The 24,156-nt window shown below is 72.8% G+C and carries 26 protein-coding genes; 11 read left to right on the forward strand and 15 right to left on the reverse strand.

The features are described from left to right. The first annotated feature begins 177 nt into the window (after nt 1-177). Nucleotides 178-615, forward strand: a complete 438-nt coding sequence (locus ACLJQM_RS04105) for a DoxX family protein (RefSeq protein WP_247014592.1) — start codon at nt 178-180, stop codon at nt 613-615. Here ACLJQM_RS04105 and ACLJQM_RS04110 read toward each other — a convergent pair. Further along, nucleotides 612-1,322, reverse strand: a complete 711-nt coding sequence (locus ACLJQM_RS04110) for a TIGR03089 family protein (RefSeq protein WP_410630182.1) — start codon at nt 1,320-1,322, stop codon at nt 612-614. The two genes, ACLJQM_RS04105 and ACLJQM_RS04110, sit on opposite strands and share 4 nt — an antisense overlap. 108 nt (nt 1,323-1,430) lie before the next feature. Here ACLJQM_RS04110 and ACLJQM_RS04115 point away from each other — a divergent pair, with 108 nt between their 5' ends. After that, a complete protein-coding gene (locus ACLJQM_RS04115; protein ID WP_410630183.1) occupies nt 1,431-2,267 on the forward strand; it encodes an NAD(P)H-binding protein in 837 nt (278 codons plus the stop codon). Nucleotides 2,268-2,413: 146 nt separating this feature from the next. On the opposite strand, the gene ACLJQM_RS04120 is transcribed toward ACLJQM_RS04115, so the two are convergent. Continuing rightward, the gene (locus tag ACLJQM_RS04120; protein WP_410630184.1) at nt 2,414-3,670 is read right to left on the reverse strand and encodes an LCP family protein; all 1,257 of its coding nucleotides are present in this window, start codon (nt 3,668-3,670) and stop codon (nt 2,414-2,416) included. Nucleotides 3,671-3,707: 37 nt separating this feature from the next. Then, entirely contained in the window at nt 3,708-5,234 is a 1,527-nt protein-coding gene (locus ACLJQM_RS04125; RefSeq protein WP_410630185.1) for an LCP family protein, read from the reverse strand. A gap of 137 nt (nt 5,235-5,371) precedes the next feature. Here ACLJQM_RS04125 and rfbB point away from each other — a divergent pair, with 137 nt between their 5' ends. After that, a complete protein-coding gene (gene rfbB / locus ACLJQM_RS04130; protein WP_360772522.1) occupies nt 5,372-6,361 on the forward strand; it encodes a dTDP-glucose 4,6-dehydratase in 990 nt (329 codons plus the stop codon). A gap of 11 nt (nt 6,362-6,372) precedes the next feature. After that, on the forward strand, nt 6,373-7,263 hold the full coding sequence (gene rfbD, locus ACLJQM_RS04135; RefSeq protein ID WP_410630186.1) for a dTDP-4-dehydrorhamnose reductase: 891 nt from the start codon (nt 6,373-6,375) through the stop codon (nt 7,261-7,263). Here the strand turns inward: rfbD and ACLJQM_RS04140 are convergent. Beyond that, nucleotides 7,242-7,817: a TetR/AcrR family transcriptional regulator gene (locus ACLJQM_RS04140; protein ID WP_410630187.1), complete on the reverse strand. Its 576-nt coding sequence runs from the start codon at nt 7,815-7,817 to the stop codon at nt 7,242-7,244. The two genes, rfbD and ACLJQM_RS04140, sit on opposite strands and share 22 nt — an antisense overlap. A gap of 73 nt (nt 7,818-7,890) precedes the next feature. Here ACLJQM_RS04140 and ACLJQM_RS04145 point away from each other — a divergent pair, with 73 nt between their 5' ends. Further along, complete coding sequence (locus ACLJQM_RS04145; protein ID WP_410630188.1) at nt 7,891-8,628, forward strand: ABC transporter ATP-binding protein; 738 nt, start codon at nt 7,891-7,893, stop codon at nt 8,626-8,628. Here ACLJQM_RS04145 and ACLJQM_RS04150 read toward each other — a convergent pair. The 3 genes from ACLJQM_RS04150 to ACLJQM_RS04160 are packed head-to-tail and all read right to left on the reverse strand — an operon-like array spanning nt 8,622 to nt 13,166. After that, nucleotides 8,622-9,707 (reverse strand): glycosyltransferase family 4 protein, encoded by a 1,086-nt coding sequence (locus ACLJQM_RS04150; RefSeq protein WP_360772512.1) that lies wholly within the window; start codon nt 9,705-9,707, stop codon nt 8,622-8,624. The two genes, ACLJQM_RS04145 and ACLJQM_RS04150, sit on opposite strands and share 7 nt — an antisense overlap. Further along, the gene (locus tag ACLJQM_RS04155; protein ID WP_410630189.1) at nt 9,700-12,201 is read right to left on the reverse strand and encodes a glycosyltransferase; all 2,502 of its coding nucleotides are present in this window, start codon (nt 12,199-12,201) and stop codon (nt 9,700-9,702) included. Before ACLJQM_RS04155 ends, ACLJQM_RS04150 begins: the two co-directional genes overlap by 8 nt. Nucleotides 12,202-12,230: 29 nt before the next feature. Further along, nucleotides 12,231-13,166: a glycosyltransferase family 2 protein gene (locus ACLJQM_RS04160; protein WP_410630190.1), complete on the reverse strand. Its 936-nt coding sequence runs from the start codon at nt 13,164-13,166 to the stop codon at nt 12,231-12,233. 9 nt (nt 13,167-13,175) lie between these two features. Between ACLJQM_RS04160 and ACLJQM_RS04165 the strand changes: the two genes are divergently transcribed. The 3 genes from ACLJQM_RS04165 to ACLJQM_RS04175 all read left to right on the forward strand — a co-directional run bounded on the left by ACLJQM_RS04165 (nt 13,176) and on the right by ACLJQM_RS04175 (nt 16,380). Then, nucleotides 13,176-14,252, forward strand: coding sequence for a glycosyltransferase family 4 protein (locus tag ACLJQM_RS04165; protein WP_410630191.1), 1,077 nt, complete (start codon nt 13,176-13,178; stop codon nt 14,250-14,252). A 72-nt stretch (nt 14,253-14,324) separates the two neighbouring features. Continuing rightward, nucleotides 14,325-15,455: a glycosyltransferase family 4 protein gene (locus ACLJQM_RS04170; RefSeq protein WP_410630288.1), complete on the forward strand. Its 1,131-nt coding sequence runs from the start codon at nt 14,325-14,327 to the stop codon at nt 15,453-15,455. Nucleotides 15,456-15,522: 67 nt separating this feature from the next. After that, nucleotides 15,523-16,380, forward strand: a complete 858-nt coding sequence (locus tag ACLJQM_RS04175; RefSeq protein ID WP_247014579.1) for a glycosyltransferase family 2 protein — start codon at nt 15,523-15,525, stop codon at nt 16,378-16,380. Here ACLJQM_RS04175 and ACLJQM_RS04180 read toward each other — a convergent pair. Beyond that, nucleotides 16,377-16,829: a hypothetical protein gene (locus tag ACLJQM_RS04180; RefSeq protein WP_360772499.1), complete on the reverse strand. Its 453-nt coding sequence runs from the start codon at nt 16,827-16,829 to the stop codon at nt 16,377-16,379. The genes ACLJQM_RS04175 and ACLJQM_RS04180 overlap by 4 nt on opposite strands. Nucleotides 16,830-16,971: 142 nt before the next feature. Between ACLJQM_RS04180 and ACLJQM_RS04185 the strand changes: the two genes are divergently transcribed. Both ACLJQM_RS04185 and ACLJQM_RS04190 read left to right on the forward strand, forming a co-directional pair. Continuing rightward, nucleotides 16,972-18,060: a sugar phosphate nucleotidyltransferase gene (locus ACLJQM_RS04185; protein WP_410630192.1), complete on the forward strand. Its 1,089-nt coding sequence runs from the start codon at nt 16,972-16,974 to the stop codon at nt 18,058-18,060. 3 nt (nt 18,061-18,063) lie between these two features. Continuing rightward, nucleotides 18,064-18,960, forward strand: a complete 897-nt coding sequence (locus ACLJQM_RS04190; RefSeq protein WP_247014576.1) for a DNA-3-methyladenine glycosylase family protein — start codon at nt 18,064-18,066, stop codon at nt 18,958-18,960. Nucleotides 18,961-18,967: 7 nt separating this feature from the next. Here ACLJQM_RS04190 and ACLJQM_RS04195 read toward each other — a convergent pair whose 3' ends face one another. From ACLJQM_RS04195 to ACLJQM_RS04225, 7 genes are read right to left on the reverse strand one after another with little or no spacing between them, the layout of a single operon-like run. Next, nucleotides 18,968-19,249 (reverse strand): hypothetical protein, encoded by a 282-nt coding sequence (locus ACLJQM_RS04195; protein WP_410630193.1) that lies wholly within the window; start codon nt 19,247-19,249, stop codon nt 18,968-18,970. Nucleotide 19,250: 1 nt separating this feature from the next. Further along, complete coding sequence (locus tag ACLJQM_RS04200) at nt 19,251-19,616, reverse strand: GntR family transcriptional regulator (RefSeq protein ID WP_410630194.1); 366 nt, start codon at nt 19,614-19,616, stop codon at nt 19,251-19,253. Next, nucleotides 19,613-20,173, reverse strand: coding sequence for a hypothetical protein (locus ACLJQM_RS04205; protein WP_410630195.1), 561 nt, complete (start codon nt 20,171-20,173; stop codon nt 19,613-19,615). The genes ACLJQM_RS04200 and ACLJQM_RS04205 overlap by 4 nt, the downstream gene beginning before the upstream one ends. Nucleotides 20,174-20,201: 28 nt before the next feature. Continuing rightward, complete coding sequence (locus ACLJQM_RS04210) at nt 20,202-20,747, reverse strand: NUDIX hydrolase (protein ID WP_410630196.1); 546 nt, start codon at nt 20,745-20,747, stop codon at nt 20,202-20,204. Next, nucleotides 20,744-22,138 carry a coenzyme F420-0:L-glutamate ligase gene (locus ACLJQM_RS04215; protein ID WP_360772479.1) on the reverse strand — a complete coding sequence of 465 codons (1,395 nt, stop codon included), beginning with the start codon at nt 22,136-22,138 and terminating at the stop codon, nt 20,744-20,746. The genes ACLJQM_RS04210 and ACLJQM_RS04215 overlap by 4 nt, the downstream gene beginning before the upstream one ends. After that, entirely contained in the window at nt 22,074-23,063 is a 990-nt protein-coding gene (gene cofD / locus ACLJQM_RS04220) for a 2-phospho-L-lactate transferase (RefSeq protein WP_410630197.1), read from the reverse strand. The genes ACLJQM_RS04215 and cofD overlap by 65 nt, the downstream gene beginning before the upstream one ends. Then, nucleotides 23,060-23,839: a GNAT family N-acetyltransferase gene (locus tag ACLJQM_RS04225; RefSeq protein ID WP_410630198.1), complete on the reverse strand. Its 780-nt coding sequence runs from the start codon at nt 23,837-23,839 to the stop codon at nt 23,060-23,062. Before ACLJQM_RS04225 ends, cofD begins: the two co-directional genes overlap by 4 nt. Nucleotides 23,840-23,898: 59 nt before the next feature. On the opposite strand from ACLJQM_RS04225, the gene ACLJQM_RS04230 reads away from it, so the two are divergent. Further along, complete coding sequence (locus tag ACLJQM_RS04230) at nt 23,899-24,072, forward strand: hypothetical protein (protein ID WP_247014568.1); 174 nt, start codon at nt 23,899-23,901, stop codon at nt 24,070-24,072. Nucleotides 24,073-24,156: the final 84 nt, after the last annotated feature.

Genomic DNA, 24,156 nt, shown 5'->3' on the forward strand with positions numbered 1-24,156 from the left:
CTCACGTTCGTTGGCGCAGGTCAGGGCGAAGATAGCGCTCGCGGCGGCCGCCGCCAATCGCTTTTCCGGTCCCTGTCGGTTCCCTGTCGATCACCCTCCGATGCTTCGGTCGGGGGTTCCGGGGCCCTAACTTGGGGCGGGTCAGTTGAAAATTCACCCACCGGGGAGCTGAAACCGATGTTCGGACGATTCAAGGACGTGGCCCTGTTGCTGGGGAGGATCGGCGTCGCGGTCGTCTTCCTCGCGCACGGGCTCCAGAAGTGGAACAACGGCATCGACGGCACGGCGAAGTTCTTCTCGATGACGGGCATCCCGATGCCCACGGCCGCCGCGGTCTTCGCGATGACCGTCGAAATCCTCGGCTCGATCGCGTTCATCGCCGGGTTCCTGCTGCCGCTGGTCGGCATCGGCTACGTCGTGATCTCGGTCGGCGCGCTGCTGTCGGTGCACATCGACAACGGCCTGACCGGGCAGGGCGGCTACGAGCTCGTCCTGGTGCTGGCGCTGGCCGGGCTCGCCCTCGGCTTCAACGGCGGGCGGCTTTCCCTGGACCACCTGCTGTGGGGCCGCAAGCGCGCCCGCCGCGCCGAAGCCGGGGAACTGCAGAACGCTTAAGCGGGGAGGTCCGCCGTGGTGCGCTCCGCATCACGGCGGGCACCCAGTTTCGCCGGGTCCGCGTTGCTGATGTGCACCAGGTGCGCGCCGGCGGCGAGGGGGACGAGCAGGCCGTCGAGGATGCCCTCCGCACCGTCCCAGTCCCTTGTGGACAGCACGCGGTCGTCCCCGGACAGGCCCAGTTTCGCCGCGCGGGCGCGGGCTTCGGCCAGTACCTCGTCCACAGTGGAGCCTTCGAGCGCCGCCGTGTCGCCCGGGATCGGGAAGAGCGGGCGGTACTGGTCGCCCGCCAGCCGGGACTCCGTCAGGTAGTCGAACGCGCCGCCGCCGGGCGGTTCCGAGAGGCCGCGGCCCATCGGGTCGAGCGTGACGACGGCGGTCGCGGTCGCGCCGGTCGGCTCCGGGTCGTCCGGCCCGACGAACGCCACCCGCGCGCCGGCGCCCTCGGCCACCACGCGCGCCCCGCACCACCACGCCCCGAGCAGCACGCCCACGGTCTGCCAGTGCGCCGGGAGCTGCACGGCCACCGCGTCGCCCGGTTCGACGTCGAACTCCTCGGTCAGCCAGTTGGCCGTCTTCGCCGCCCAGTTGGCGGTGGTCGCCACGGACAGTTCGACGCGGCTGCCGAGCTGGTCGTCGTAGTGGGTGATCAACGGTCGGGCGGGCGAGGCCAGCAGCGGGCGCAGCAGCTCGTCGGTCAGGCTCATGGGGACAAGGCTAAAGCGCGGACCAGGGGCCTCGCCGGTTGACACCTGATCGCCGAGCTGAGTAGCTTTGCTTTGCAAGCAAATCTATTTCGGAACTGGGGAACAACCATGACCATTCTCGTCACCGGAGCCCGGGGGAACGTCGGGCGAGCGGTGCTGGACGAGCTCGTCGCCGCAGGTCAGGACGTGCGCGCGGCGAGCCGGGACGCGACCGCGCTCGAGGTGCCGGACGGCGTCGCGAAGGTGAGCGCGGACCTCGAAGACCCCTCGACGCTGGACGCCGCGGTGGCGGGCGTGTCGGCGGTCTTCCTGTACACGCGGCCGCAGGGGATCGAGGGGTTCGTGAAGGCGGCGCACGCGGCCGGCGTCGGGCACGTCGTGCTGCTGTCGTCGGCGGCGACGCTCGAACCCGAGTCCGCGCAGAGTCGGATCGCGCAGCTGCACCACGCCGTCGAGCAGGCGCTGGCGGCGGCGCCGTTCGCCTCGACGGTGCTCAACCCGGGCGCGTTCGCGACGAACACCTTGGGCTGGCGCGCGGACATCGCGGAGGGCGTGGTCCGCACGGCGTACCCGGACTCGCGCATCGGCGCCATCCACGAGCGCGACATCGCGGCGGTCGCGGCCCGGATCCTGATCGACGGTTCGCACGTCGGGGAAGCGCTCGCGTTGACGGGCCCGGAGCCGATCTCGTTCCGCGAGCAGGCGGCGACCCTCGCGGACGTCCTGGGACGGCCGCTGCCGGTCGAGGAGCTGACGGCGGAGGAGGCGGCCGGCCGGATGACCGCGCTGGGCTGGCCGCCCGAGGTCCCGCCGGAGATCCTGCGGGCCTGGGCGCGCACGGTGCGGGAGCCGTCGCTGGTGACGGACGTGGTGCGCGAGGTGACGGGCCGCGCACCGCGAACGTTCCGGCAGTGGGCAGAGAACCACCGCGCCGACTTCACCTGACCGGCGGACGTCGGTTCCGTGTGAGGTGGCGGCACTTTCGTAGGGAAAGTGGCGTGAAGTCCGTGTGAGGTGACGGCACTTTCGTAGGGAAAGTGGCGTTAAATCCGTGTGAGGTGAGCGCACTTTCACGTGAAAGTGCGCTCGGGTCAGTTGACGCAGGGGACGCTGGGGGAGGCTTGGGGCAGCGGTGCCGCGGTGGGGGCGGTGCCGCTGCCCGAGCCGCCGCCTGCCGGGGCCGCCGTTCGGCCCGCCAAGCCCGCCACGTACTCGCGGACCGCCTTCGGGTCGATCTCCACGATGCTCTGCCCGTCTTCGCTCCGCCCGTTCGCCGTGATCACCGGGATCGTCGCGAACGCCAGGTCGCCCGACGCGATCCCCTTCGCCTGCTGCGCGAACTGCAGCAGGTCGAGCCCCGGGTCGATCGTCAGCGCGCGGTGGACCGCGTCCATCAGGCCGTTCAGCGTGCCCGGGCTCGTGAGCGTCCCCGCCGACAGCACCTGGTGCAGGGCCGAGGACAGGAACGCCTGCTGGCGCACGATCCGGTCGAGGTCGCCGCGCGGGAGGTTCTTGCGCTGGCGGACGAACGACAGCGCCTCGCCGCCGGACACCGTCTGCTCGCCGCGGCGGAAGTTCGCGCCCGAGTCCTTGTCCTCGGTCGCGTGGTTCAGGCAGACCTTCACGCCGCCGAGCGCCTCGGTCAGCAGGTAGAAACCCAGCAGGTTGACCTCGGCGTAGTGGTCGATCCGCACCTGCGTCAGGTCCTGCACCGCCTGCACGAGGACGCGGCGGCCCTCGGTGTCCGAATCGCGCTCGATCTTCGCCTGGTCGCGCTCGCCCTGGCCGCGCAGCTCCTGCGCGAAGTGCGCCTTCGCGATGCCGTACGCCGAGTTGATCTTCGCCTTGCCGCGGCCCGGGACGTCGGTCCACGTGTCACGCGGGATCGAGACCGCCGACGGCTTGCCGCCGTTCTTCGGCACCCGCAGGACGATCACCGTGTCCGTGTTCACCGCGCCGTTGTTGGCTTCCGTGCGCAGCTGGCGCAGGAGGCGCGCCGGGAGCGGGTTGCCCTGGGCGTCCGTGCGCGCGTCGCTGCCCACCAGGAGGATGTCGTCGGCGCCGTCGTCCGCCGGGGGTGGCGCCGGCTCGCCCGCGCGCGGGGTCAGCGCGTCGGTCGTCGGGACCGTGCTCTGCAGCTGGTCCTTCGTCACGTACGCGTAGCCGCTGGCGCCGAGCGCGAGCAGCGACACCAGGCCGAGCGCGACCCGGCGGGTCACCCGGCCGGCCCGTCGCGCGCGCGACGGCACCGGAGCGGGCGCCGTCCGCGGAAACGGCGACGGCTTCCACTCGTCGCTCTGCGTCACCGGCTCGGCGGCCGCGTCCGGCTTTTCCTGCTCGTCATCCACCCTGGCCTACCTCCCCCGACCACCCTGCGTACGCAGTCTAGTTGACGCAGGGAACGTCGCCCGCCGTGATCGGCGGAGCGGCGGGGGTGGTTGGCGTCGCACTGGACGCCGGCGGCTTCGCGGCCGTGGACGTCGGCGCGCCGCCCGGGGCGGCGGCGGAGTTCCGGAAGTCCTTGCCGAGCAGCACGCGCACGTGCCCGGCGGTGACGTCCCGGTCCGGTTCGGCCTGCAGGCCCGCGCCCAGCGCCTGCTTGACGAGGGCCAGCGCGGCGTCGTCGGCCGGGTTGTACCGGACGATCGTCGTGTTGCGGGTGCTCAGCTTCTGGTCCGCGGCGAGGGTGAAGCCCTTGCCCTGCAGCGTCGCGTGCGTCTGCGCGGTCAGCGCCGGGGAACCCGTGCCGTCGAACAGCTCCACCGTGACGGCCTTCGCGCCCGGCAGCTGGGTCGACGCCGGGGCCGCCGGGGTGTCGCCGTCCGACGTCAGCCGCGCGACCTCCGCCGCCACCGACGGCTGGTCGACGCGGAGCACGTCCGCGCCGCCGATCACCGCGTTGCCCAGGGTCGGGATGGTGTGGAACTCGATGTTGCCACCGGTCAGGCCGCGCATCTGCTCGGCGAACTCGGTCAGGTCCCAGCCCAGCGAGAGCACGACTGACTTCTTCACCGCCGAAACCAGATCGGCGATCTTCCCCGGGCTCGTCAGCACGTCGGAGGAGATGACCTTGCGGGCCAGCCCGGACAGGAACGCCTGCTGGCGGGCGATCCGGTCGAGGTCGTAGTTGGGCAGGCCGTAGCGCTGGCGGACGAAGGCCAGTGCCTGCACGCCTTCGATGGTCTGGCGCCCGCCCGGCAGGTCCACGCCGGACTTCACTTCCTTGACCGGCCCGTTGAGGCAGACCTCGACGCCGCCGATCGACTTGGTGATCTCGTAGAAGCTCGCCAGGTTGACCTCGGCGTAGCGGTCGATCATGCCCGGCTTGCCGATGAACTTCTCGATCGTGGCGATCAGGTTCTTGCGCCCGGCGACCTTCGCTTCCGCGTCGGCCTGCTTCAGGTCGGTCATGCCCTGGCGCTGCAACGTTTTGTAAGTGTCCGTGTACGCGTAGACGAACGCGCTGTTGAGCTTGTGCTTGCCGTAGCCGCCGGCGAGCTCCACCCAGGAGTCGCGGGGGAACGAGATCGCGATCGCGTGCTTCCCGTTCTGGGGGATGTGCACGAGGATCATCGTGTCGGTGTTCAGTTCGCCGTCGGAGACGCCGGCGTGCAGCATGTCCAGCACTTCGCGGGGCAGCGGGTTGCCCTGCGCGTCGGTGCGGCTGTCCTGGCCGACCAGGAGGATGTCGATCGCGCCGTCGAGCGGCTTCGCGTGCGCCTCGGTGTCGGCGAAGACGTTCGTCGTGGTCAGGCCGGTGTTCGGGTCACCGATGAAGTGCCAGCCGTACCAGGTCAGGGCCAGGATCGCGACGGAGAGCAGGGACACGACGACCTTGCCACCGCGCCGCGCGAAGATCGCGGCGCCGGTGCCGCGGCGCGCCGGGACGGGCGGCGCAGGCCATTCGGTCACGCGCTTCCTCCCCTGTGAACCCCGTGCTTCCCCCAGGGCACCAGTGTGCCTCGAGTGAGACTCTACTGAGGGTGTTGTAGGACCTCCGTAGGCTGGGGGCGGATTGCCCCGTCCGGGGCGCGGAGAAAGGCGGGGTTATGCGGGTCCTGGTCACCGGTGGTGCGGGCTTCATCGGGTCGCACTACGTCCGGCAGGTGCTCACCGGCGCCTACCCGGCGCTGCGTGACGCCGAAGTGGTGGTGCTGGACAAGCTCACCTACGCCGGCAACGAGGCCAACCTGGCCCCGGTCGCCGCCGACCCGCGGCTGCGCTTCGTCCGCGGCGACATCTGCGACACCGCGCTGGTCACCGACGTCATGCGGGGCGTGGACCTGGTCGTGCACTTCGCCGCCGAGTCCCATGTGGACCGCTCGATCCTCGGCTCCGCGGACTTCGTGCTGACGAACGTGCTCGGCACCCAGAACCTGCTGCAGGCGGCCGTGGAAGCCGGTGTCGGCAAGTTCGTGCACGTGTCCACCGACGAGGTGTACGGCTCGATCGCGGAAGGTTCGTGGACCGAAGACCACGTGCTGGAGCCGAACTCGCCGTACTCGGCGTCGAAGGCGTCGTCGGACCTGGTGGCGCGGTCGTTCTTCCGCACGCACGGGCTGCCGGTCTGCGTCACGCGGTGTTCCAACAACTACGGTCCGTACCAGTTCCCGGAGAAGGTCATCCCGCTGTTCGTCACGAACCTGCTGGACGGGCGGAAGGTGCCGCTCTACGGCGACGGGCTGAACGTCCGTGACTGGCTGCACGTGGACGACCACTGCCAGGGCATCCAGCTGGTCGCCGAGAGTGGCCGGCCGGGCGAGATCTACAACATCGGCGGCGGCACCGAGCTGACCAACCGGTCCCTGACCGAAAAGCTGCTGGCCGCGGTCGGGGCCGGCTGGGACAGCGTCGAACCGGTCGAGGACCGCAAGGGCCACGACCGCCGGTATTCGGTGGACATCACGAAGATCGGCGCGGAGCTGGGGTACGCTCCGCGCGTGTCCTTCGAGGACGGTCTGGCCGCGACAGTGGCCTGGTACACGGACAATCGCGCGTGGTGGGAGCCCCTGGCGGAGCGGGCCGCGCTGAAGAAGTAAGGGACTTTCCTGTGCGGCTGACGGTGCTCGTGCCCGGTGGTTCCGGACAACTCGGCCGGGATCTCGCCGCGCTGGCGTCCCCTTCGGTGGACGTGGTGGCGCCCGGTTCCGCGGAGCTGGACGTGACGGCCACGGGCCAGGTCCTGGCGGCGGTCGGCGCGCTGGCCGACCGCGCGCGGGAGACGGGTTCGGCGCCGGTGGTGGTCAACGCGGCGGCGTACACGGCGGTCGACGCGGCGGAGAAGGACGAGGAGCGCGCGTTCGCGGTGAACGCCGACGGCCCGCGGGTCCTGGCCGCCGCGTGTGCGGCGCGGCGCGTGCCGCTGATCCACGTGTCCACGGACTACGTCTTCGCGGGCGACGGTTCGGTGCCCTACGAGCCTTCCGACGAGCTGGGGCCGCGGTCGGCGTACGGCCGCACGAAGGCGGCCGGCGAGGACGCGATCCTCGGCTCCGGGGCGTCGTCGTGGGTGGTGCGGACCGGGTGGCTGTACGGGAAGTCCGGGTCGAACTTCGTGAAGACGATGGCCTCGCTGGAGGCTTCGCGGGACACGCTGTCCGTTGTGGACGATCAGGTGGGCGGTCCCACGTGGACGGCCGACCTGGCCGCGGGGCTGCTGGAGCTGGCTTCCCGCGTGGCGGGCGGGGACGGCCCGGAGGCCCGGATCCTGCACTGCACGAACGCCGGTTCGGTGAGCTGGTGCGGCTTCGCCCGCGCGGTCTTCACGCGGCTGGGCGCGGATCCCGCCCGGGTGCACCCCTGCACGACGGCGGAGTTCCCGCGCCCGGCAGCACGTCCGGCGTACTCGGTGCTGTCGCCGTCGTCGTGGAAAGAGGCGTGGCTGACGCCGATGCGTCCGTGGGAAGAGGCGTTGGACGCCTACTTCGCGGCCGCCAAGTAGGCGAGCGTCATCTTGGTCGTCTCGGCGGCCCACGTGGTCCAGTCCAGGCCGTCCGGCCAGTAGCGGCAGGTCGCGGCGCGGTGCACGCAGGCGCCGATGACGGTCCGGGCGGCGGTTCTCGTCGCCGGGCTGTCGCCCGCGGTTTCGACGAAGGTCCGCTGGATCGCCGCCAGGGCTAGGAGTCCGCGGTCGCGGCCGTCGGCGCGCTGGCCGTCGAGCAGCTCGGGGAAGATCCGGTCGTGGGCGGCGAACGTCTCCGCCAGCGCTCGCGTGAAGGCGGCGACGACGTCGTGCGGTCCTGACTCGGCGAGTGCTTCGGTGACGTTCGTTTCGAGCCGGGTGAGCAGCTGGTCCTTCACGGCGTACAGGAGCTGGTCCTTGCCGTCGAACCGGCGGTAGATCGCGCCGACCGACAGCCCGGCCCGCTCGGCGACCCCGCCGATCGTGAACTCTTCGTGCCCCTGGTGCGCCAGGACGTGTTCTGCCGCGGCCAGCACTTTCTCCAGCGACGCCCGGCTGCGGGCCTGCTGGGGCGGGTGAAAGCCCTGCTGCACGGATACCTCCCAGGAACGGCTCAGATGCGAATGATAACTTGCATTCGCATCCGAGCCGTGGAGGGGTGGCAGCATGGTGAGCATCGAGGTGCGGAACGCCTACGTGGACTTCCCGATCTTCGACGCCAAGACCCGGTCGCTGAAGAAGCGCGTGCTGGGCAAGGTCGGCGGGAAGATCGGCACCGGCGCGAAGACGCCGGTCATCGAGGCCCTGCAGGACATCACGCTGTCGCTGGAGGACGGCGACCGCGTCGGGCTGGTCGGGCACAACGGCGCCGGCAAGTCCACTCTCCTGCGCCTGCTGGCCGGCATCTACGAGCCGACCCGGGGCCACACCCGCGTCGCCGGGCGGATCGCGCCGGTGTTCGACCTCGGCGTCGGCCTCGACCCCGAAGTCTCCGGGCGCGAAAACATCCTGATCCGGGGCCTGTTCCTCGGCATGAACCGCGCGCAGATGGAAAAGCGGGTCGACGACATCGCCGAGTTCACCGAACTCGGCGACTACCTGCACCTGCCGCTGCGCACCTACTCCGCGGGCATGCGCGTCCGGCTCGCGCTCGGCGTCGTCACCACCATCGACCCCGAAATCCTCATCCTCGACGAAGGTCTCGGCGTGATCGACGCCGCTTTCCTCGCCAAGGCTCGCGAACGACTGGTCGACCTCGCGCGCCGCTCCGGGGTCCTCGTTTTCGCTTCGCACTCCGACGAGCTGCTCAACGACCTGTGCACGACCGCGTTGTGGATGGACGAAGGCCGGATCCGCGCGAGCGGCCCGCTCGGCGAAGTCCTCGCTGTCTACAAAGGTCAGTGACGGCCGGAAGCCAGGCGGTACGCGCCCACCGTCAGTTCCGCGCACGTGCGCCACGTGAAGCCTGCCGCGTGCGTGCGGCGGGCCGCCGACGTCGCCACCGCGTGCGGGTCGGTCACCGCCGTGCGCAGGGCCGAAGCCAGAGCGTCGACGTCGCCGTACGGGACCAGGCTCGCGCAGTCGCCCGCCACTTCGCGCAGGGCCGGGATGTCCGTGCAGACCACCGGGACGTCCGACGCCATCGCTTCCAGGACCGGCAGGCCGAAGCCCTCGTCACGAGACGGCAGCACCACCGCGGACGCGCCCGCGACCACCGTGCGCAGGTCCACATCGGACAGATAGCCCGTCTGGGACCGCCGGGGGCCGTGGGGGAACGGGCCCGGGCCGGCGAACACCAGGTCCGGGAGGTCCGGGGCAGCGTCGTGCGCCCGGGTCAGCCAGTCCAGGCCCTTGCGCGGGCCCGCCGCGCCCGCGAACAGCAGGTAGCGCGCGGGCAGGCCCAGGCGGGCGCGGCGCTCGTCGTCCGGGGGACGCGCGGTGAACCACGCCGGGTTGACGCCCAGGGGAGTCACCACGATCTTGTCGCGGGAGACGTCGAGGCGCTCCGCCACCGAGTCGGCGACCGCCGCCGTGGGAGTGCAGATCACGTTGGCCCGGCGGGCGCCGCGGCGGACCAGTTCCGGCAGGTCGCGGTCGCTCGGCGCGAGCTCGGCCGGGTTGTCCAAAAAGGCCAGGTCGTGGATCGTCAGCACGCCCGCCGCGCGGAAGCGGGCCGGCAGCACGAAGTTCGTGCCGTGGACGACGTCCGTCGGGCCGGCGAACAGTTCCACCGGCGGGAATTCCGAGCGCACCCACGCCATCCGCAGCAGCCGCGCCGCCACCGGCATCCCGCGGGCCCGCGCGCCGTACGGGAGCACGTGCCGCAGCCGGCGCCAGCCGCGCAGCGTGAACGCCACCGCGCGCGTGTCCACTTCGGGGATCGACACGAGCTCTTCGATCAGCGCGGACGTGTACCGGCCGATCCCGGTCCGCGAGCCGAGGAGCGGGGTGCCGTCGAGGAGGACGCTGAGGGACCTACCCACGGCGCAACCGCTGCTTCGCGACCTTCACCGCACGCCCGCCGACGCGCCGGGCCAGTTCGCCCGCCCCGCCTGCGGCCAGGTACTCCCGCACCAGGTCGACGTCGCGGCGCAGCATCGCCCGCCCGCGCACCGCCGGCGTCGTCACCAGGTCGGCCGAGCCGGGCAGCCGGTCCGCCGCCGGGCGCGGGTCGCGGCAGAACTCCACCAGCGGCTTGAGCGCTTCGGGCCAGGCGAACCGCTGCGCGACGACGGCGATCCGCTCCACGCAGCCGGCCGCGAACTCCTCGTCGTACAACGACTTCTCGAGCGCGTCGGCCAGCGCCGAAGCGTCCTCGGCCGGCACGACGACACCGAGCTTCTCCGCCCGCACCAGGTCGGCGAACGCGTCGCCGTCGGTGGTGACGATCGGCAGCCCGGCCCACAGGTAGTCGAGGACGCGGGTGCGGAACGCGAACGTCGTCTCGACGTGCTCGTAGTGCGTCGTCACGCCGCAGTTCGCGTCGAGCAGCCAGTTCTGGCGCTCGTGGTAGGGCACCCACTGCTCGTTGAAGTAGATGTGCTTGCCGGTCAGGCCCAGCGAATCCGCGAGCCGGATCGTGCGCGCGCCGATGTCCATCTCGGCGACCTCGGGGTTCGGGTGCTTCATCCCGAGGAACACCAGCCGGACGTCGCCGCGGCGGCGGCGCAGCTCGTCGATCGCGCGGACCAGGGTCAGCGGGTCGAACCAGCTGTAGACCCCGCCCGCCCAGAGCACGACGTGGTCGGTGCCGCCGATGCCCAGCGACGAGCGCAGGCCCGGCCCGGTCCGCGTGGGCGGCTCCGGCGACAGTCCGAAGGGGACGACCGCGAGCAGCGACTGCGTCGTCGGGTCGGCGTCGTAGAGCCGCGGCGAAAGGCGGCCCAGCGCGGCCAGGTGCCCGAGCCAGAAGTGCCGCTGCCGCTCGGACGCGCAGAGGAAGAAGTCGCCGCGCTCGAGCTGCGCGTCCAGCACCTTCGTGACGCCCGCGAGGTCGGCCGCGCGCTGGTCGTCGGCGACGCCCTTGCCCTGCTCCAGCAGTTCGAGGTGCATCGGGTCGTAAAGGTCGGCGACGACGATCTTGCCGCTGTGCTGCTTCTTCAGCGACGGCGCCAGTTCGAGCACGTGACCCTGCAGCACGACGACGTCGGCCCAGGCGATCGGCGCGTCCAGCTCGCGGTGCTTGCCGGCGCTGACGCGGAACGGCGCCGGCGGCGGCGTGGCGAGCGGGTTGGTGGTGACCAGGTGGACGTCGTGCTCGGCGGCCAGCGCCAGCGCGATGTTCCAGGCGCGGATCGCCGGGCCTGCCATCCGCTCGGTGAGCGCGTCGCCGGTGAGCACGAGGATCTTGCGCCGCTGCCCGAACGCCTTTTCGATGCCGAACGCCTCGACGAGGATGTCGTGCGCGGCGAGGTAGCGGGGCAGCGGGTAGGCGGGCTCCAACGCCTTGCGCAGCAACGGAAGCAGGTCGGTGTCGGTGCGGACGCGGGCGGCCTGCTCGACCGCGCGGGACGCCGCCAGCGAGGGCAGCTGCTCGACGAACTGGTCGATCGCGAGCAGCCCGGCCAGCGTGGTCCGTGGGATGGCGACGTCGCCGGATTCGATCGGGCCGACGCCTTGTTCGAGGTCGAGCTGGGTGGCGTCCAGCTCGCCGCGGGCCGTGGCCCGGCGCACGGCCAGGGCGAGCGCCGCGGGCAGCGCCCGGGCCAGCGTCTCGTCGGAGAGGTTCTTGTAGAGCGCCGCGAGGGCGTTGCGCTCGAGGAGGAAGGTCTCGCGGCCGGTCTCCGGCGCGTCCACGGCCGCCATCGTGCCGTGGTGGCGGTGGTAGGTCAGCGACTCCGGGACGTACCGGACGCGCCAGCCGCGCAGGTTGAGCCGCCAGCCGAGGTCGACGTCCTCGTAGAACATGAAGAAGCGCTCGTCGAAGCCGCCGAGCTCGGCGAAGACCGAAGCGCGGACGAACAGCGCCGAGCCGGTGCCGAACAGGACGTCCTTCGCGACCTCGTGCTCGGCGGCCGGGACGTCGGCCAGCGGCGAGCCCGCGTGGCGCTTGTAGCCCATGCCGAACCAGGTCAGGCCGCCGTCGACGAAGTCGGTGCCGGTGCCGTCCCAGTCGAGGACCTTGCTGGCCACGGCGGCGACGCGGGGCTGGGCGCGCAGCTCGGCGACCGCGGCGGAGACCCAGCCGGGGGCCGGGCGGGCGTCGTTGTTGAGGAAGCCGAGGACGGTGCCCTTCGCGTGCTTCGCACCGAGGTTGCAGCCGCCCGCGAAGCCGGTGTTGCGGCCGGCCTCGATCACCTGGGCCTGAGGCACGGCCTCGCGGATGCGCGCGGCTTCGTCCGAGTTGTCGACGCAGATGAGCTCGAGCTCGGGGTAGTCGTGGTCGGCCAGCGCGCGCAGGCAGGTGATCGTGTCGTCGGCGCCGTGGTAGTTCACCACGATCACCGAGACGAGCGGTTGCGGTTCCCCCTGCGCCAAAGCAGCTCCTTCGTCGGATGGGCGTCAGCTTAAAGGCCCGCCCAAGCCTCCCAGACCGCGCCTCGGCCGAGCGCCGCGCCGCGGCCGATCCCGCGCCGCGCGAGCAACGTCGCTGGTAGCCGCGCGGCCACCTCGGCCAGCACCCGGCAGCGCAGGCCGAACCGGAAGTTCGGCGCGGCCGGCCGCCCGGGCCGCAGCGGCAGCACCGCTGTCACCACGGCGAACCTGAGCAGCTGGTTCACCGCGACGCCGCGGGGCGCGCAGCGCAGCAGCATGAGCAGCCGGTTGCGCTCGTTCCAGCGGTGGAACAGCGGCGAACCGGGCTTGCTGCTGACGCCGTGGGCGTGCCGGACGCGGGCGCCGGGCACCGCGACGACGTCCCACCCGGCCAGCCGGAACCGCCACGCCGTGTCGGTGTCTTCGTAGTAGCAGAAGAAGGCCGCCGGGACGCCGTGCACGCTCCTCAGCACGTCCGTGCGCAGCAGGGCCGCGCCGCCGCAGAAGGCGAACACCTCGCCGGCGGGCTCGGTCAGGTCGGCGCCGTGCCCGTCGGCGGTCAGCCGGACCCCGGCGGACTGGGTGGTGCCGTCGGGCCGCACGAGCAGCGACGTCGCCGCGGCGGCCAGCGGCGCCTTTTCGAGGGTGTCCTCCAGCGTCGCGAGCCAGTCCGGGGCCGGTTCGGCGTCGTCGTTCAGCCACGCGATCAGCGGCGTCCCGACCTTTTTCAGCGCCACGGCGAGGGCGCCCGCGTACCCCGTGTTGCGGGGGAGGCGGATTACTTGCGGACGCGAAGGATGGGCTTCGAGCAGGGTGGCGGTGCCGTCGTCGGAGGCGTTGTCCACCACGAGCGTCCGATGTGGACGCGTCTGCGCGGCGAGCGCGTCGAGGCAGGCGGTGACGTGCCCGGCACCCCGCCAGGTCACGACGACCACCGTGGTGGCGGGATTCGCGGTCACGTCCCGCACAATAGCCGCGTGCCCAGACTGGTCGTGCTCGCCGAGCAGCTCCTCGCGCCCGTGCCCGGTGGCACCGGGCGGTACACGGCCGAGCTGCTGCCCGCGCTCGCGAAGACCGCGCCGCCGGGCTGGTCGGTCTCCAGCGTCGTCGCGCGGCACGCCGACGTGACCGCGGCCGAGCTCGAAGGCGTCGAGGGCCCGCGGGTGCTGCGGATCCCGCCGCGCGGGCTGGTCGCCGCGTGGCAGCTGGGCCTGCGCTGGTGGCCGGGCGGCGACGCCGTGCACGCGCCGACGCCGTTCGCGCCGCCGCGCGCCCCGGCCGGGAAGACGCTGAGCGTGACCGTGCACGACACCGTGCCGTGGACCCACCCCGAGACGCTGACCGCGCGCGGCGTCAGCTGGCACCGGTCGATGATCGCCCGCGCGGCGCGGCGGGCGTCCGGGCTGGTCGTGCCGACGCGGGCGGTCGCCGACGAGCTGGCGGTGCTGATCGACCTCGACGTCCCGGTGCGCGTGGTCCCGCACGGCGTGCGGGTGCCCACCGGGGAAGCGGACCTGGAGCTGCCCGCCGAGTACGTGCTGGCGGTCGGCACGATCGAGCCGCGCAAGGGCATCGACGTGCTGATCGACGCGGTCGCGGCGCTGGACGGCGTGATGCTCGTGATCGCCGGGCAGCCGGGCTGGGGCGGCGTCGACCCGGTCGCGGTGGCCGCCGAGCGCGGCCTCCCGGCGGAGCGGTTGCGGATGCTCGGGAAGGTGTCGGACGCGGAGCTGGCGACCGCGTTGCGGCACGCGAGCGTGCTGGCGGTCCCGAGCCTCGCCGAGGGCTTCGGGCTGGGTCTGCTGGAGGCGATGGCGGCCGGGGTCCCGGTGGTGCACACCGACGTCCCGGCCCTGGTCGAGGTGGCCGGCGGCGCGGGCGTGACGGTGCCGCGCGGCGACGCCACGGCGTTGGCGGCGGCGCTGCGCGAGGTGCTCGGCTCGCCGTCGCGCGCGGCGGAGCTGGTGCGCGCGGGCCGGGACCGGGCGAAGGCGTTCACCTGGCGCCGCGCCGCGGAAGCCGTCTGGGCGATCCACCGGCGGGCCCACGACTAGCCCGGTTTGCCAGTTCCCCACCAGCACGGAGGGTCGCCGCCGTACCCTGCAGGGGTGAGCGATGACCCCCGGGTGCTGATCGACGCGACCGCGGTGCCCGCGGACCGCGGCGGGGTGGGCCGGTACGTGGATTCGCTGGTCGCCGCCCTGGACGCGGACGGCGCGCGGCTCACGGTCGTCTGCCAGCCCCGCGACCTGCAGCTTTACGATCGGCTGGCGCCGCGCTCACGCGTCGTCCCGGCATCGCCGTCGACGACCACCCGCACGGCGCGCCTGACCTGGGAACAGGCGACCCTCCCGCGGCTGGCCCGCCGCCTCGGCGCGGACGTCGTCCACTCCCCGCACTACACGATGCCGCTCGCGACGTCGGCGGCTTCGGTGGTCACGCTGCACGACGCGACGTTCTTCACGGACGCGGTCCTGCACTCGTCGGTGAAGGCCCGCTTCTTCCGCGCGTGGACGGCGACGGCCCTGCGCCGCGCGACGCTGTGCGTGGTCCCGTCGGCGGCGACGGCGACGGAGCTGGCCCGCGTCGGCCCGGTGCGGCACGCGTCTTTGGAAGTCATTCACCACGGGGTCGACACGGAGCGCTTCCACCCACCGTCCCCGGCGGAGATCGCCGCGGCACGGGCGGCCGTCGGGCTGGGGCGGACGCCGTACGTGGCGTTTCTGGGGGCGTTGGAGCCGCGGAAGAACGTGCCGGCGTTGATCCGGGGGTTCGCGCGGGCGGTGGTGGGGCGTCCGGACGCGCCGGCGTTGGTGCTGGCCGGGCAGCCGGGGTGGGACACCCAGGTCGAGCGGGCTTTGGACGCCGTGCCACACCGGCTGCGGGTCATCCGGGCGGGGTACCTGCCGTTCGGGACGCTGGCGGGGTTCCTGGGGGGTTCCGAGCTGGTGGCGTACCCGTCGCTGGGGGAGGGGTTCGGGCTCCCGGTGCTGGAGGCGATGGCTTGCGGCGCCTGTGTGCTGACCACGCGGCGGCTGTCGTTGCCGGAGGTCGGCGGGGACGCGGTGGCGTACTGCGGCGTGGGCGCCGGGGACGTGGCGGCGGCGATCAGCGAGCTGCTGGCCGACCCGGGGCGACGGGCGGAACTGGCGACGGCGGCGCAGCAGCGGGCGAAGGAGTTTTCCTGGGCCACGACGGCGGAGCGTCACCGGGAGGCGTACGGGAAGGCCTGGTCACGCCACCTGCGCAGCCGCTGATTTCTCTCAGCGTGCCCCTGGGCCGGGGTGCTGGGGAAGCGCTGCGTGACGAAGGGACAATGGCCCGGTGACTGAGCAGACCCGCTACGGCGACCAGATCGGCGTCGTCACCGTGACGTACTTCTCCGGCGAGACCCTCGAGCGGTTCCTCGACACCCTCGAAAAGGCCACCGATCGCGACGTGCAGGTCGTCGTCGCCGATACCGTCTCCACCGACGGGGCTCCCGAGAAGGCCGCGAAGCGGGCGAACGTGCACCTGCTCAGCATCGGGGAGAACGTCGGGTACGGGACCGGGTGCAACCGCGGGGTCGCCGAACTGGACGACCGGTACGGGTGGGTCGTCATCTCCAACCCCGACCTCGAATGGGAGCCCGGGTCGCTCGACACGCTGCTCGAAGCCGCGAAGCGGTGGCCGCGCGGTGGGTCCTTCGGGCCGCTGATCCATGAGCTCGACGGGACGACCTACCCCTCCGCCCGCCTGCTGCCCTCGTTCGGCCGCGGGATCGGGCACGCCGCGCTCGGGAAGATCTGGCCGGGCAACCCCTGGACCAAGCAGTACCGGCAGGAGACCGGGACGCCCGTCGAGCGCGTCGCCGAGTGGCTGTCCGGGTCGTGCCTGCTGCTGCGCCGGGAGGCCTTCGAGTCCGTCGGGGGCTTCGACTCGCGGTACTTCATGTACTTCGAGGACGTCGACCTCGGGGACCGGCTCGGCAAGGCCGGCTGGCTCAACGTCTACGTGCCCTCGGCCGGCGTCATGCACCTCGGCGGGCACTCGACGTCGCAGGCGTCCAAGAAGATGCTCGCCGCGCACCACGCGAGCGCCTACCAGTACCTCGCCGACCGGCACCCGGGGCTGCTCTGGAAGCCCGTGCTGGCCGCGACGAAGCTCGGGCTCGCGCTGCGGCTGAAGCTCGAAACCCGCTAGATCCCGTCGAGCCGGCGGGACAGGTCGGACTTGCCGTTGGTCTGCGTGACCGTCGGCACCAGTCCGGTGTCCTCCGGGTCGGGCTCCTTCAGCGGGCTCGTGATCGGCTCGGCCTGCGGACGGCGGGACAGCGGCGTGGGCATCGGCGTGGTCGGCGTCGGCGTGCTCAACGGCGTCGTCGGCTGCGGGCGGCGGCCGCCCGGGACCTCCAGGCGGCGCGTCGGGGACGAGCCGGCCAGCGGGTGGTCGTTCTCCTCGATCAGCGACGCCGGCAGCTGCGTCGTCGTGTCGGGGTCCCGGCTCCGGTCGAGGCCGTCGATCGCCGCGCGCGGGATCTGCTGGGTGTTCGACGAGTCCATCGGTGACGTCGCGCTGTCGGGTGTCACGACGAACACACCACGCGCTTGGGCTCGTGCGAGCAGGGCGTCCGCCCGATCGCGGGGGTCCATCCCCTCGGCCTCCCGACTGACCCGGGGGCCCTCTGGGGAGGGGCCCGCCTGTTTCCTGTCTAGGGTAGGCCCTCCGGGCGACCTCCGTCAGGGTTTCCCGCGGCTTGTCGCTCAGCGGTGCGTGATACAGGAGGAGATTTCCGTGACGTCCGAGGTCCGAACCGACGCTGTCGACGCCGTCGTCCTGGTCGGGGGCAAGGGCACCCGGCTGAGGCCGCTGACCCTGTCGGCGCCGAAGCCGATGCTCCCGACCGCCGGGACGCCCTACCTGAGCCACCTGTTCTCGCGCATCCGCGAGGCCGGCATCCGGCACGTCGTGCTGGGGACGAGCTACCGGGCGGAGGTGTTCGGGGAGTACTTCGGCGACGGCAAGTCGATCGGTCTGGACCTCGAGTACGTCGTCGAGGAGGAACCGCTCGACACCGCCGGCGCCATCCGCAACGTCTACGACAAGCTGCGCGCCGACCACGTGATCGTCTTCAACGGCGACATCATCTCCGGCTCGGACCTCGGCGAGCAGCTGCGCGTGCACCGCGAGTCCGGGGCCGACGTCACCCTGCACCTGCAGCGCGTGCCGGACCCGAGCCGGTTCGGCTCGGTGCCCACCGACGAAACCGGCCGGGTGCAGGCGTTCCTCGAGAAGACGCCGAACCCGCCGACCGACCAGATCAACGCCGGCTGCTACGTCTTCCGCCGCCCGGTGATCGAGGCCATCCCGACCGGGCGCCGCGTGTCGGTCGAGCGCGAGACGTTCCCGCAGCTGCTGGAGCAGGGCGCGCACATCCACGGCTTCATCGACGCCTCCTACTGGCTGGACGTCGGCACGCCGGAAGCGTTCGTCCGCGGCTCGGCGGACCTGGTGCGGGGCGTCGCGCCGACGTCCGCGCTGCCCGGCCGCCCCGGCGACTTCCTGGTCCTCGACGGCGCTTCGGTGGCCGAGGACGCCCAGCTCTCCGGTGGTTCGACCATCGGCGTCGCCGCCGTGGTCGGCCCGGGCGCGAAGATCGACGGCTCGGTCCTGTTCGACGGTGCGGCCGTCTCCGAGGGCGCCATCGTCGAGCGTTCGGTGCTCGGGCACGGCGCGCGCGTCGGCGCCGGCGCGGTCCTGCGGGGCGTGGTCCTGGGCGACGGCGCGTCCGTCGGCGCCGGCTGCGAGCTGCTCGAAGGCGCGCGCGTCTGGCCCGACACCGTGCTGCCCGACGGCGCCATCCGCTTCTCGAGCGACGCGTAGCCGATGTTCTGGCGTCCCGCGTTCGAAGTCGACTTGGGCAAGGTCCTGAGTCCGCTGAAGCGCGGCCGCGGGTCGCAGAACATCCTCACCGACGAACGCGGGATCACCTGGCTGGCGATGAACACCCCCGACGGCCCCGGCACGCTCGCGCTGCGGCGGCACGCGGACGGGCGCGTCGAGGCCGCGGCCTGGGGCGACGGCAAGGACCGGCTGCTCAGCGGCGTCCCGGCGCTGCTGGGGGCCGACGACGACGATTCCGGCTTCGTCGCGCACCACGACGTCGTCGCGCGGGCCCGGCGGGCGAACCCCGGCCTGCGGCTCGGCGCCACGGGTGTCGTGTGGGACTGGCTGGTGCTCGCCGTGCTGGAGCAGAAGGTCGCCGGCAAGGAGGCGATCCGGTCGTGGGCCGAGCTGTGCCGCCGCTTCGGCGCGCCGGCGCCCGGACCGGGGCCGGACCGCCTGCGCGTGCCGCCGACGCCGGTGGCGCTGCGCTCGTTGCCGGACTGGCACTGGCACCGCGCGGGCGTCGACATCAAGCGCCGGACGGCGCTGCTCAACGCCGCCCGCGTCGCGCCCCACCTGGAGCGGGCCGTGGAGCTGCGCGGGCTCGAGGGACGGCATTGGCTGCGCCAGGTGCCGGGCATCGGCGTGTGGACGGCCGCGGAGATCGCCCAGCGCGCCTGGGGCGACCCGGACGCGGTGAGCTTCGGCGACTACAACGTCCCGTCGATGGTCGGGCACGCGCTGGCGGGCACGAAGACCGACGACGCCGGGATGGCGGAGCTGCTGGCGCCGTACGCCCCGCACCGGCAGCGGGCGGTGCGGTACCTGGCGGCGGCCGGGCACACGCGGCCGCGCTTCGGGCCCCGCATCGAGCTGCGCGACTACCGCGCCATGTGAGCGCCGGCTACTGCGGGGGCGGCGGCGGGTAGCCGCCGGGCGGGGGCGGGTACGGGGGTTGCTGGCCCGGGTACGGCGGTTGCTGGGGCGGGTAGGGCTGCTGAGGCGGGTAGCCCGGCGGTTGCTGGCCCGGGAAGCCTTGCTGCGGCGGGTATCCCGGCTGCTGGTAGCCCGGGTACTGCGGCGGGTACGGCGGCTGCTTGGGCTTGCTCGCGTTGACGACGAGCAGCACCACCCCGACGATGCCCCCCAGCACCACCAGGAGGATCAGCAGCATCAGCACACTCACGTCAAGAGGTCCCCTCGTCGAGTGCGGCGCGGACGATCGACAGCGCCTCGCCGGAATCCAGGCCCAGCTTACGAGCGATCTTCGCGTACTCCGCGGCGGCCTCCTGGGCGCGGCGGCGGCTCTGGTCACCGGACGCCGCGACGAAGCTGCCCGCGCGGCCGCGGGTCTCGATCAGCCCGGCTTCTTCCAGTTCGCGGTAGGCGCGCGCGACCGTGTTCGGGGCGATGCCGAGGTCGGCCGCGAGCTGCCGGACCGTCGGCAGTTTCGTGCCGACGGCCAGGCTCCGGTCGTTGATCCGCGCCGCGAGGCCGGACCGGACCTGCTCGAACGGCGGCACCGGCGAGCTGCCGTCGAAGGGGACGATCACCAGCTCTGCGGTCCCGCGCCCGGACCCGGCAGCTGCTGCTGCGGCGGGAAGGACGGCCCCGGCGGCGCGTACTGCTGCGGCGCGGGCGGGTACCCCGGCTGCTGCGGGAACCCTTGCTGCGGCGAAGGCGGGTAGCCGGGCTGCTGCGGGAAACCCTGCGACGGCGGCGCGAACCCTTGCGGCGGCGGGGAACCCGCCTGTCCCGGTGCGAACCCCGGCTGCGGCGCGGCACCCGCCGGCGCGAACCCCGGCTGCGGCACCGAACCGAACCCCGGCTGCGCGGGTGCGAACCCGGGCTGCGGCGCCGCGAACCCTTGCGACGGCGGCAAAGCACCCTGCGGTGGCGGCGCGAACCCCTGCTGCGGCGGGAAGTTCGGGAACTGCCCGCTGTTCTTCATCGCCTCTTCGCGGCGCATCTTCGACACCCGGACGATCACCGCGACGATGAACACGATGACGCCCAGGATGATCAAGCCGAGCACGATGTACCCGAACACCCCGGTGTCCCCACCGCTGCCGGAGTGGTAGTGCACCCGCTCGGGGAACTGCGTGGCCATGTGGTCCCCTCCCTGTCCGCGATCCAGGCTAGTGCCCGGCACCGACAGGAACGGCCGCTTTCACCAGATCGGCGAGATCTTCCGACCCCTCGGGAAGCGCGTCCGCGGGCCACCACCGCAGGTCGTCGGACTCGCTGCTGCGCACCGGCGAAGCGCCCGGCGGGGCGTGCACCGCGAACCGGACGTCGAAGTGGCGCGTCGGGACGCCGAGCGAGCAGGTGATCGGGTGGACGTCCAGGTGCACCGGTTCCGCGGAGATCCGCAACCCCGGCATCCCGGACTCCTCGGTGGCCTCCCGCAGCGCGGCCCCGGCCAGCGACGTGTCCGACGGCTCGCAGTGCCCGCCGAGCTGCAGCCAGCGGCCGACGCGCGGGTGCAGCGTCAGCAGCACCTTCGTGCCGGTGTGGTCCAGCAGCACCGCCGACGCCGTGAGGTGCCCGGCCGCGCACGAGCGCTGGCAGCTGTCCTCGCGTGCGGCCAGGAAGCCGAGGAACGCCTGCCGCAGCGACTCCTGCGAAGGATCGGCCGGCCGCCACGAATCCAGCGTCGTGACGGCGTCCGCGTGCAACGTCACAGCTCCAGCAACCCTTCGCCCGGCGAAACTTCGCCACGCGGGGGCGGCGGATCCAGCGGGACGCCGATCGCGACCGAGCCGAGCGGCTGCCAGCGTTCGTCGAGGCCCAGGACGTCCCGGACGAGGTCGGCGGCGAAGATCGTCGACCCGATCCAGCACGAGCCGAGCCCTTCGGCCGCCAGCGCGACCAGCAGGCCCTGCACCGCGGCGCCGCCCGCGACCGTGAACATCGTCTTCTCGCACGCGTTGCGGCGTTCGTCGCGGTAGGTGTGCGCGCCGTCCGGCACGAGGAACGGGATGACGACTTCCGGCGCCCGGTACAGGATGTCGCCGCGGCTGAGCCGCTTCGCGATCTGTTCCTCGGTGAATTCGTCGCCGGAGAGGTCGGCCCGCCACGATTCGCGCATCGCGTCGAGCAGCTTCTCGCGGGTTCCGCCGTCGCGCAGCCAGACGAACCGCACCGGGTGCGTGTGGTGCGGCGCGGGCGCGGTCAGCGCGGACCCCACCGCCCGCCGCAGCGCGTCGGGGTCGACCGGCTCGTCGGCGAACTGCCGCACCGACCGCCGGGCCGGCACGGCTTCCCGGCGGCCCTGCGCGATGGCTTCGTTGGTGCCCAGCCGGAAGAGGTCCTCTTCCAGGGGACGGATGAGCGACCGCGCGGTCGAGCCGTCGTCCTCGATCGCGAGCCCGCGCACGACCGCGACCGGCGTCCCGCCGAGCTTGCCCTTGACCAGGTCGGCGGCCGCGGCGAGCTCGTCGGCGACGGCGACCTCGGTGACGGCCAGCTCGTTGCCCTGCCCGTCGATCTGCCCGCGGTAGGCGTGCAGCACGCGCAGGCCGGACGCGCCGATCGCGTTGTCGGTCTGCCCGACGCGCCAGGCGCGGCCCATCGTGTCGGTGACGACCACGGCGACCTCGACGCCGAGCCGCTCGCGCAGCCCGTTGCGCAGGGCCAGCGCGGAGGCGTCCGGGTCGGCGGGCAGCAGCGCGACCTCGTCGCCGGCGACGTTGGACGCGTCGATCCCGGACGCGGCCTGCACGATGCCCAGCGGGTTTTCGGTGATCACCGTGCGCGCGATCCGCGCGACCACCCGGACGGCTTCCTGCTCGACGAGCTTCCGGCGCTCGGTGTCACGGGCTTCGGGGTCGGTCGGCACGCGGACGAGCCTGCCCTCGACCTTGGAGACGATCTTGCTGGTCACGACCAGGACGTCGCCGGAGCGCAGCCAGGGTGCCGCCGCCACGATCGCGCCGGTCAGGTCGTCGCCGGGCCGGAACTCCGGGAGGCCGGGAACGGGCAGGATCTCCAGCTTGGCGGAAGCGTGGTCACTCAACAGGGGCTCCGGCGAGTTCGAGCGCCGCGCGGGCCATCGCCGCGGTCGCGTCCACATCGGACATCAGCAGCGGGACGTCGCGGACGGTCACGCCCGGCACGTCGGCGGTCTCGCCCTCGGCGATCAGCCAGCCGTCGAGCACGCCGCCGTCCTTGCGCGAGCCGTAGTGCCGGCCCACCGCTTCGGCGGAGGTCTCGACGCCGATCGCGGTCAGGCACGCGTCGGCCATCCCGCGCAGCGCCTTGCCGCCGATGATCGGCGACACCCCGACGACCTGGGACTTGCCGCCGCGCAGCGCGTCCCGGACCCCCGGCACGCCCAGCACGGTGCCCACCGACACGACCGGGTTCGACGGCGCGAACAGCACCGCGTCCGCGTCCTCGAGGGCTTCCAGCACGCCGGGCGCGGGCGTGGCCTCGTCGGCGCCGACCGCGACGATCGAGTGCGCCTTCGGCTCGGCGCGGTACCGGACCCACCACTCCTGGAAGTGGACGGCCTTCTGCTGGCCGTCTTGCTCCGGGTCGTCGATCACGACGTGCGTCTCGACGCGGTCGTCCGACATCGGCAGCAGCCGGACGCCGGGCTGCCAGCGGTCGCACAGCGCCTCGGTCACCGCCGAGAGCGGGTAGCCCGCCCGCAGCATCCGCGACCGGATGAGGTGGGTGGCGATGTCCTTGTCGCCGAGCCCGAACCAGTCCGGGTCGGCGCCGTAGGCCGCCAGCTCCTCCTTGACCACCCAGGTCTCGCCCGAGTGCCCCCAGCCGCGTTCCTTGTCGATCCCGCCGCCCAGGGTGTACATGCAGGTGTCCAGGTCGGGACAGATCCGCAGCCCGTGCATCCAGACGTCGTCGCCGGTGTTGACCAGCGCCGTCACCTCGTGCTCCGAGTCCCCGGAACCTTCCGCCGGCATACCCAGCGCCGCCTTGACACCCAGCAGGAAACGGGCCCCGCCCACTCCGCCGACCACTACCACGATCTTCACGACGTCGAATCCTCGCACGAGCCGGGTGCGGGCACCCAGTACCGGTATCTGTGGTGCGGGGCGCAGCCGAGCCCCGCGTAGAGCGCGAGCGCGCCCGTGTTCCCCTCCGCCACCTGCAACACCGCGCGGTCCGCTCCCTGTTCCACACCCCAGGTTCCCAGTGCCGCCATCAGCGCCGACGCCAGCCCTCGCCGCCGGTGCTCCGGGCGCACGGCGAGCCGTCCGACGTGCAGCCAGCCGTCCACCAGCGCCCCCCGGACCGCGGCCGTCGTGACTTCGCCGTCGGTCGCGACGCCGTAGCCGACCTTCCCACCGGTCAGGACGGCGCGCGCGGCCGCGGTGCCGGCGTCCGACCCCAGCGCCAGCTCCCACCAGCCCGCCGAGGGCTCATCCCGCACTTTCACGTGAAAGTGCCCACCTGGGGGCCGCACTTTCACGTGAAAGTGCGGCTTCTCGAGCGGGGCGGTCAGGACGACGACCTCGTGGCCCGCGCCGTGGGAGGTGGCCGGGACCCAGCCCGCCGCGGCGATCGCGTGCTCGTTCGGGCTGTCGCGGATCACCTGCACCATCGGCGGGATCCCCCGATCGTGGGCGAAGTCACACGCCGTCCGCAGCGCCTCCGGCACCGGCCGATCGGGCTCGCCGACGGCGAGGACGCTGTTGGCGCGCCCGGTGAAGCCGTCCGCCCAGCGCAGGCGCCACTCGCCGGCGAACTCCTCGACCACCGGCGGCCATGCTCTGCTGCAGGCGATTTCGAGCGTCTCGGGTGCGTTCACCGCTAGATTGTGGACCGAGGCGGTGAAAGTCGCGGAGCGGATTTCTTGAGGAGGTGGCCGTGGGCATCCAGCGCAAGGACGAGCGGCACAACGAGAAGCTCGTCGACGAGATCTCCGAGGGGTTCAACCGGGCCGTCGGGGAGAAGAAGGCCGACGAAGAGGCCCCCAAGCCCCGCTTCGTCATCACCGGCGACGCCCGGGCGACCCCGCCCCCGCGCCGCCGCGAGCGGTGAGCTCCATACCCTGGGTATGGCTAAGGCTTGCCTCACCAACCGAACGGGTGCCGCTGCCGCGTAATGTCGGCACGGTCTGGCTGT

The sequence above is a fragment of the Amycolatopsis sp. cmx-4-83 genome, assembly GCF_046548815.1.
Classification (GTDB): Bacteria; Actinomycetota; Actinomycetes; order Mycobacteriales; family Pseudonocardiaceae; genus Amycolatopsis; species Amycolatopsis pretoriensis_A.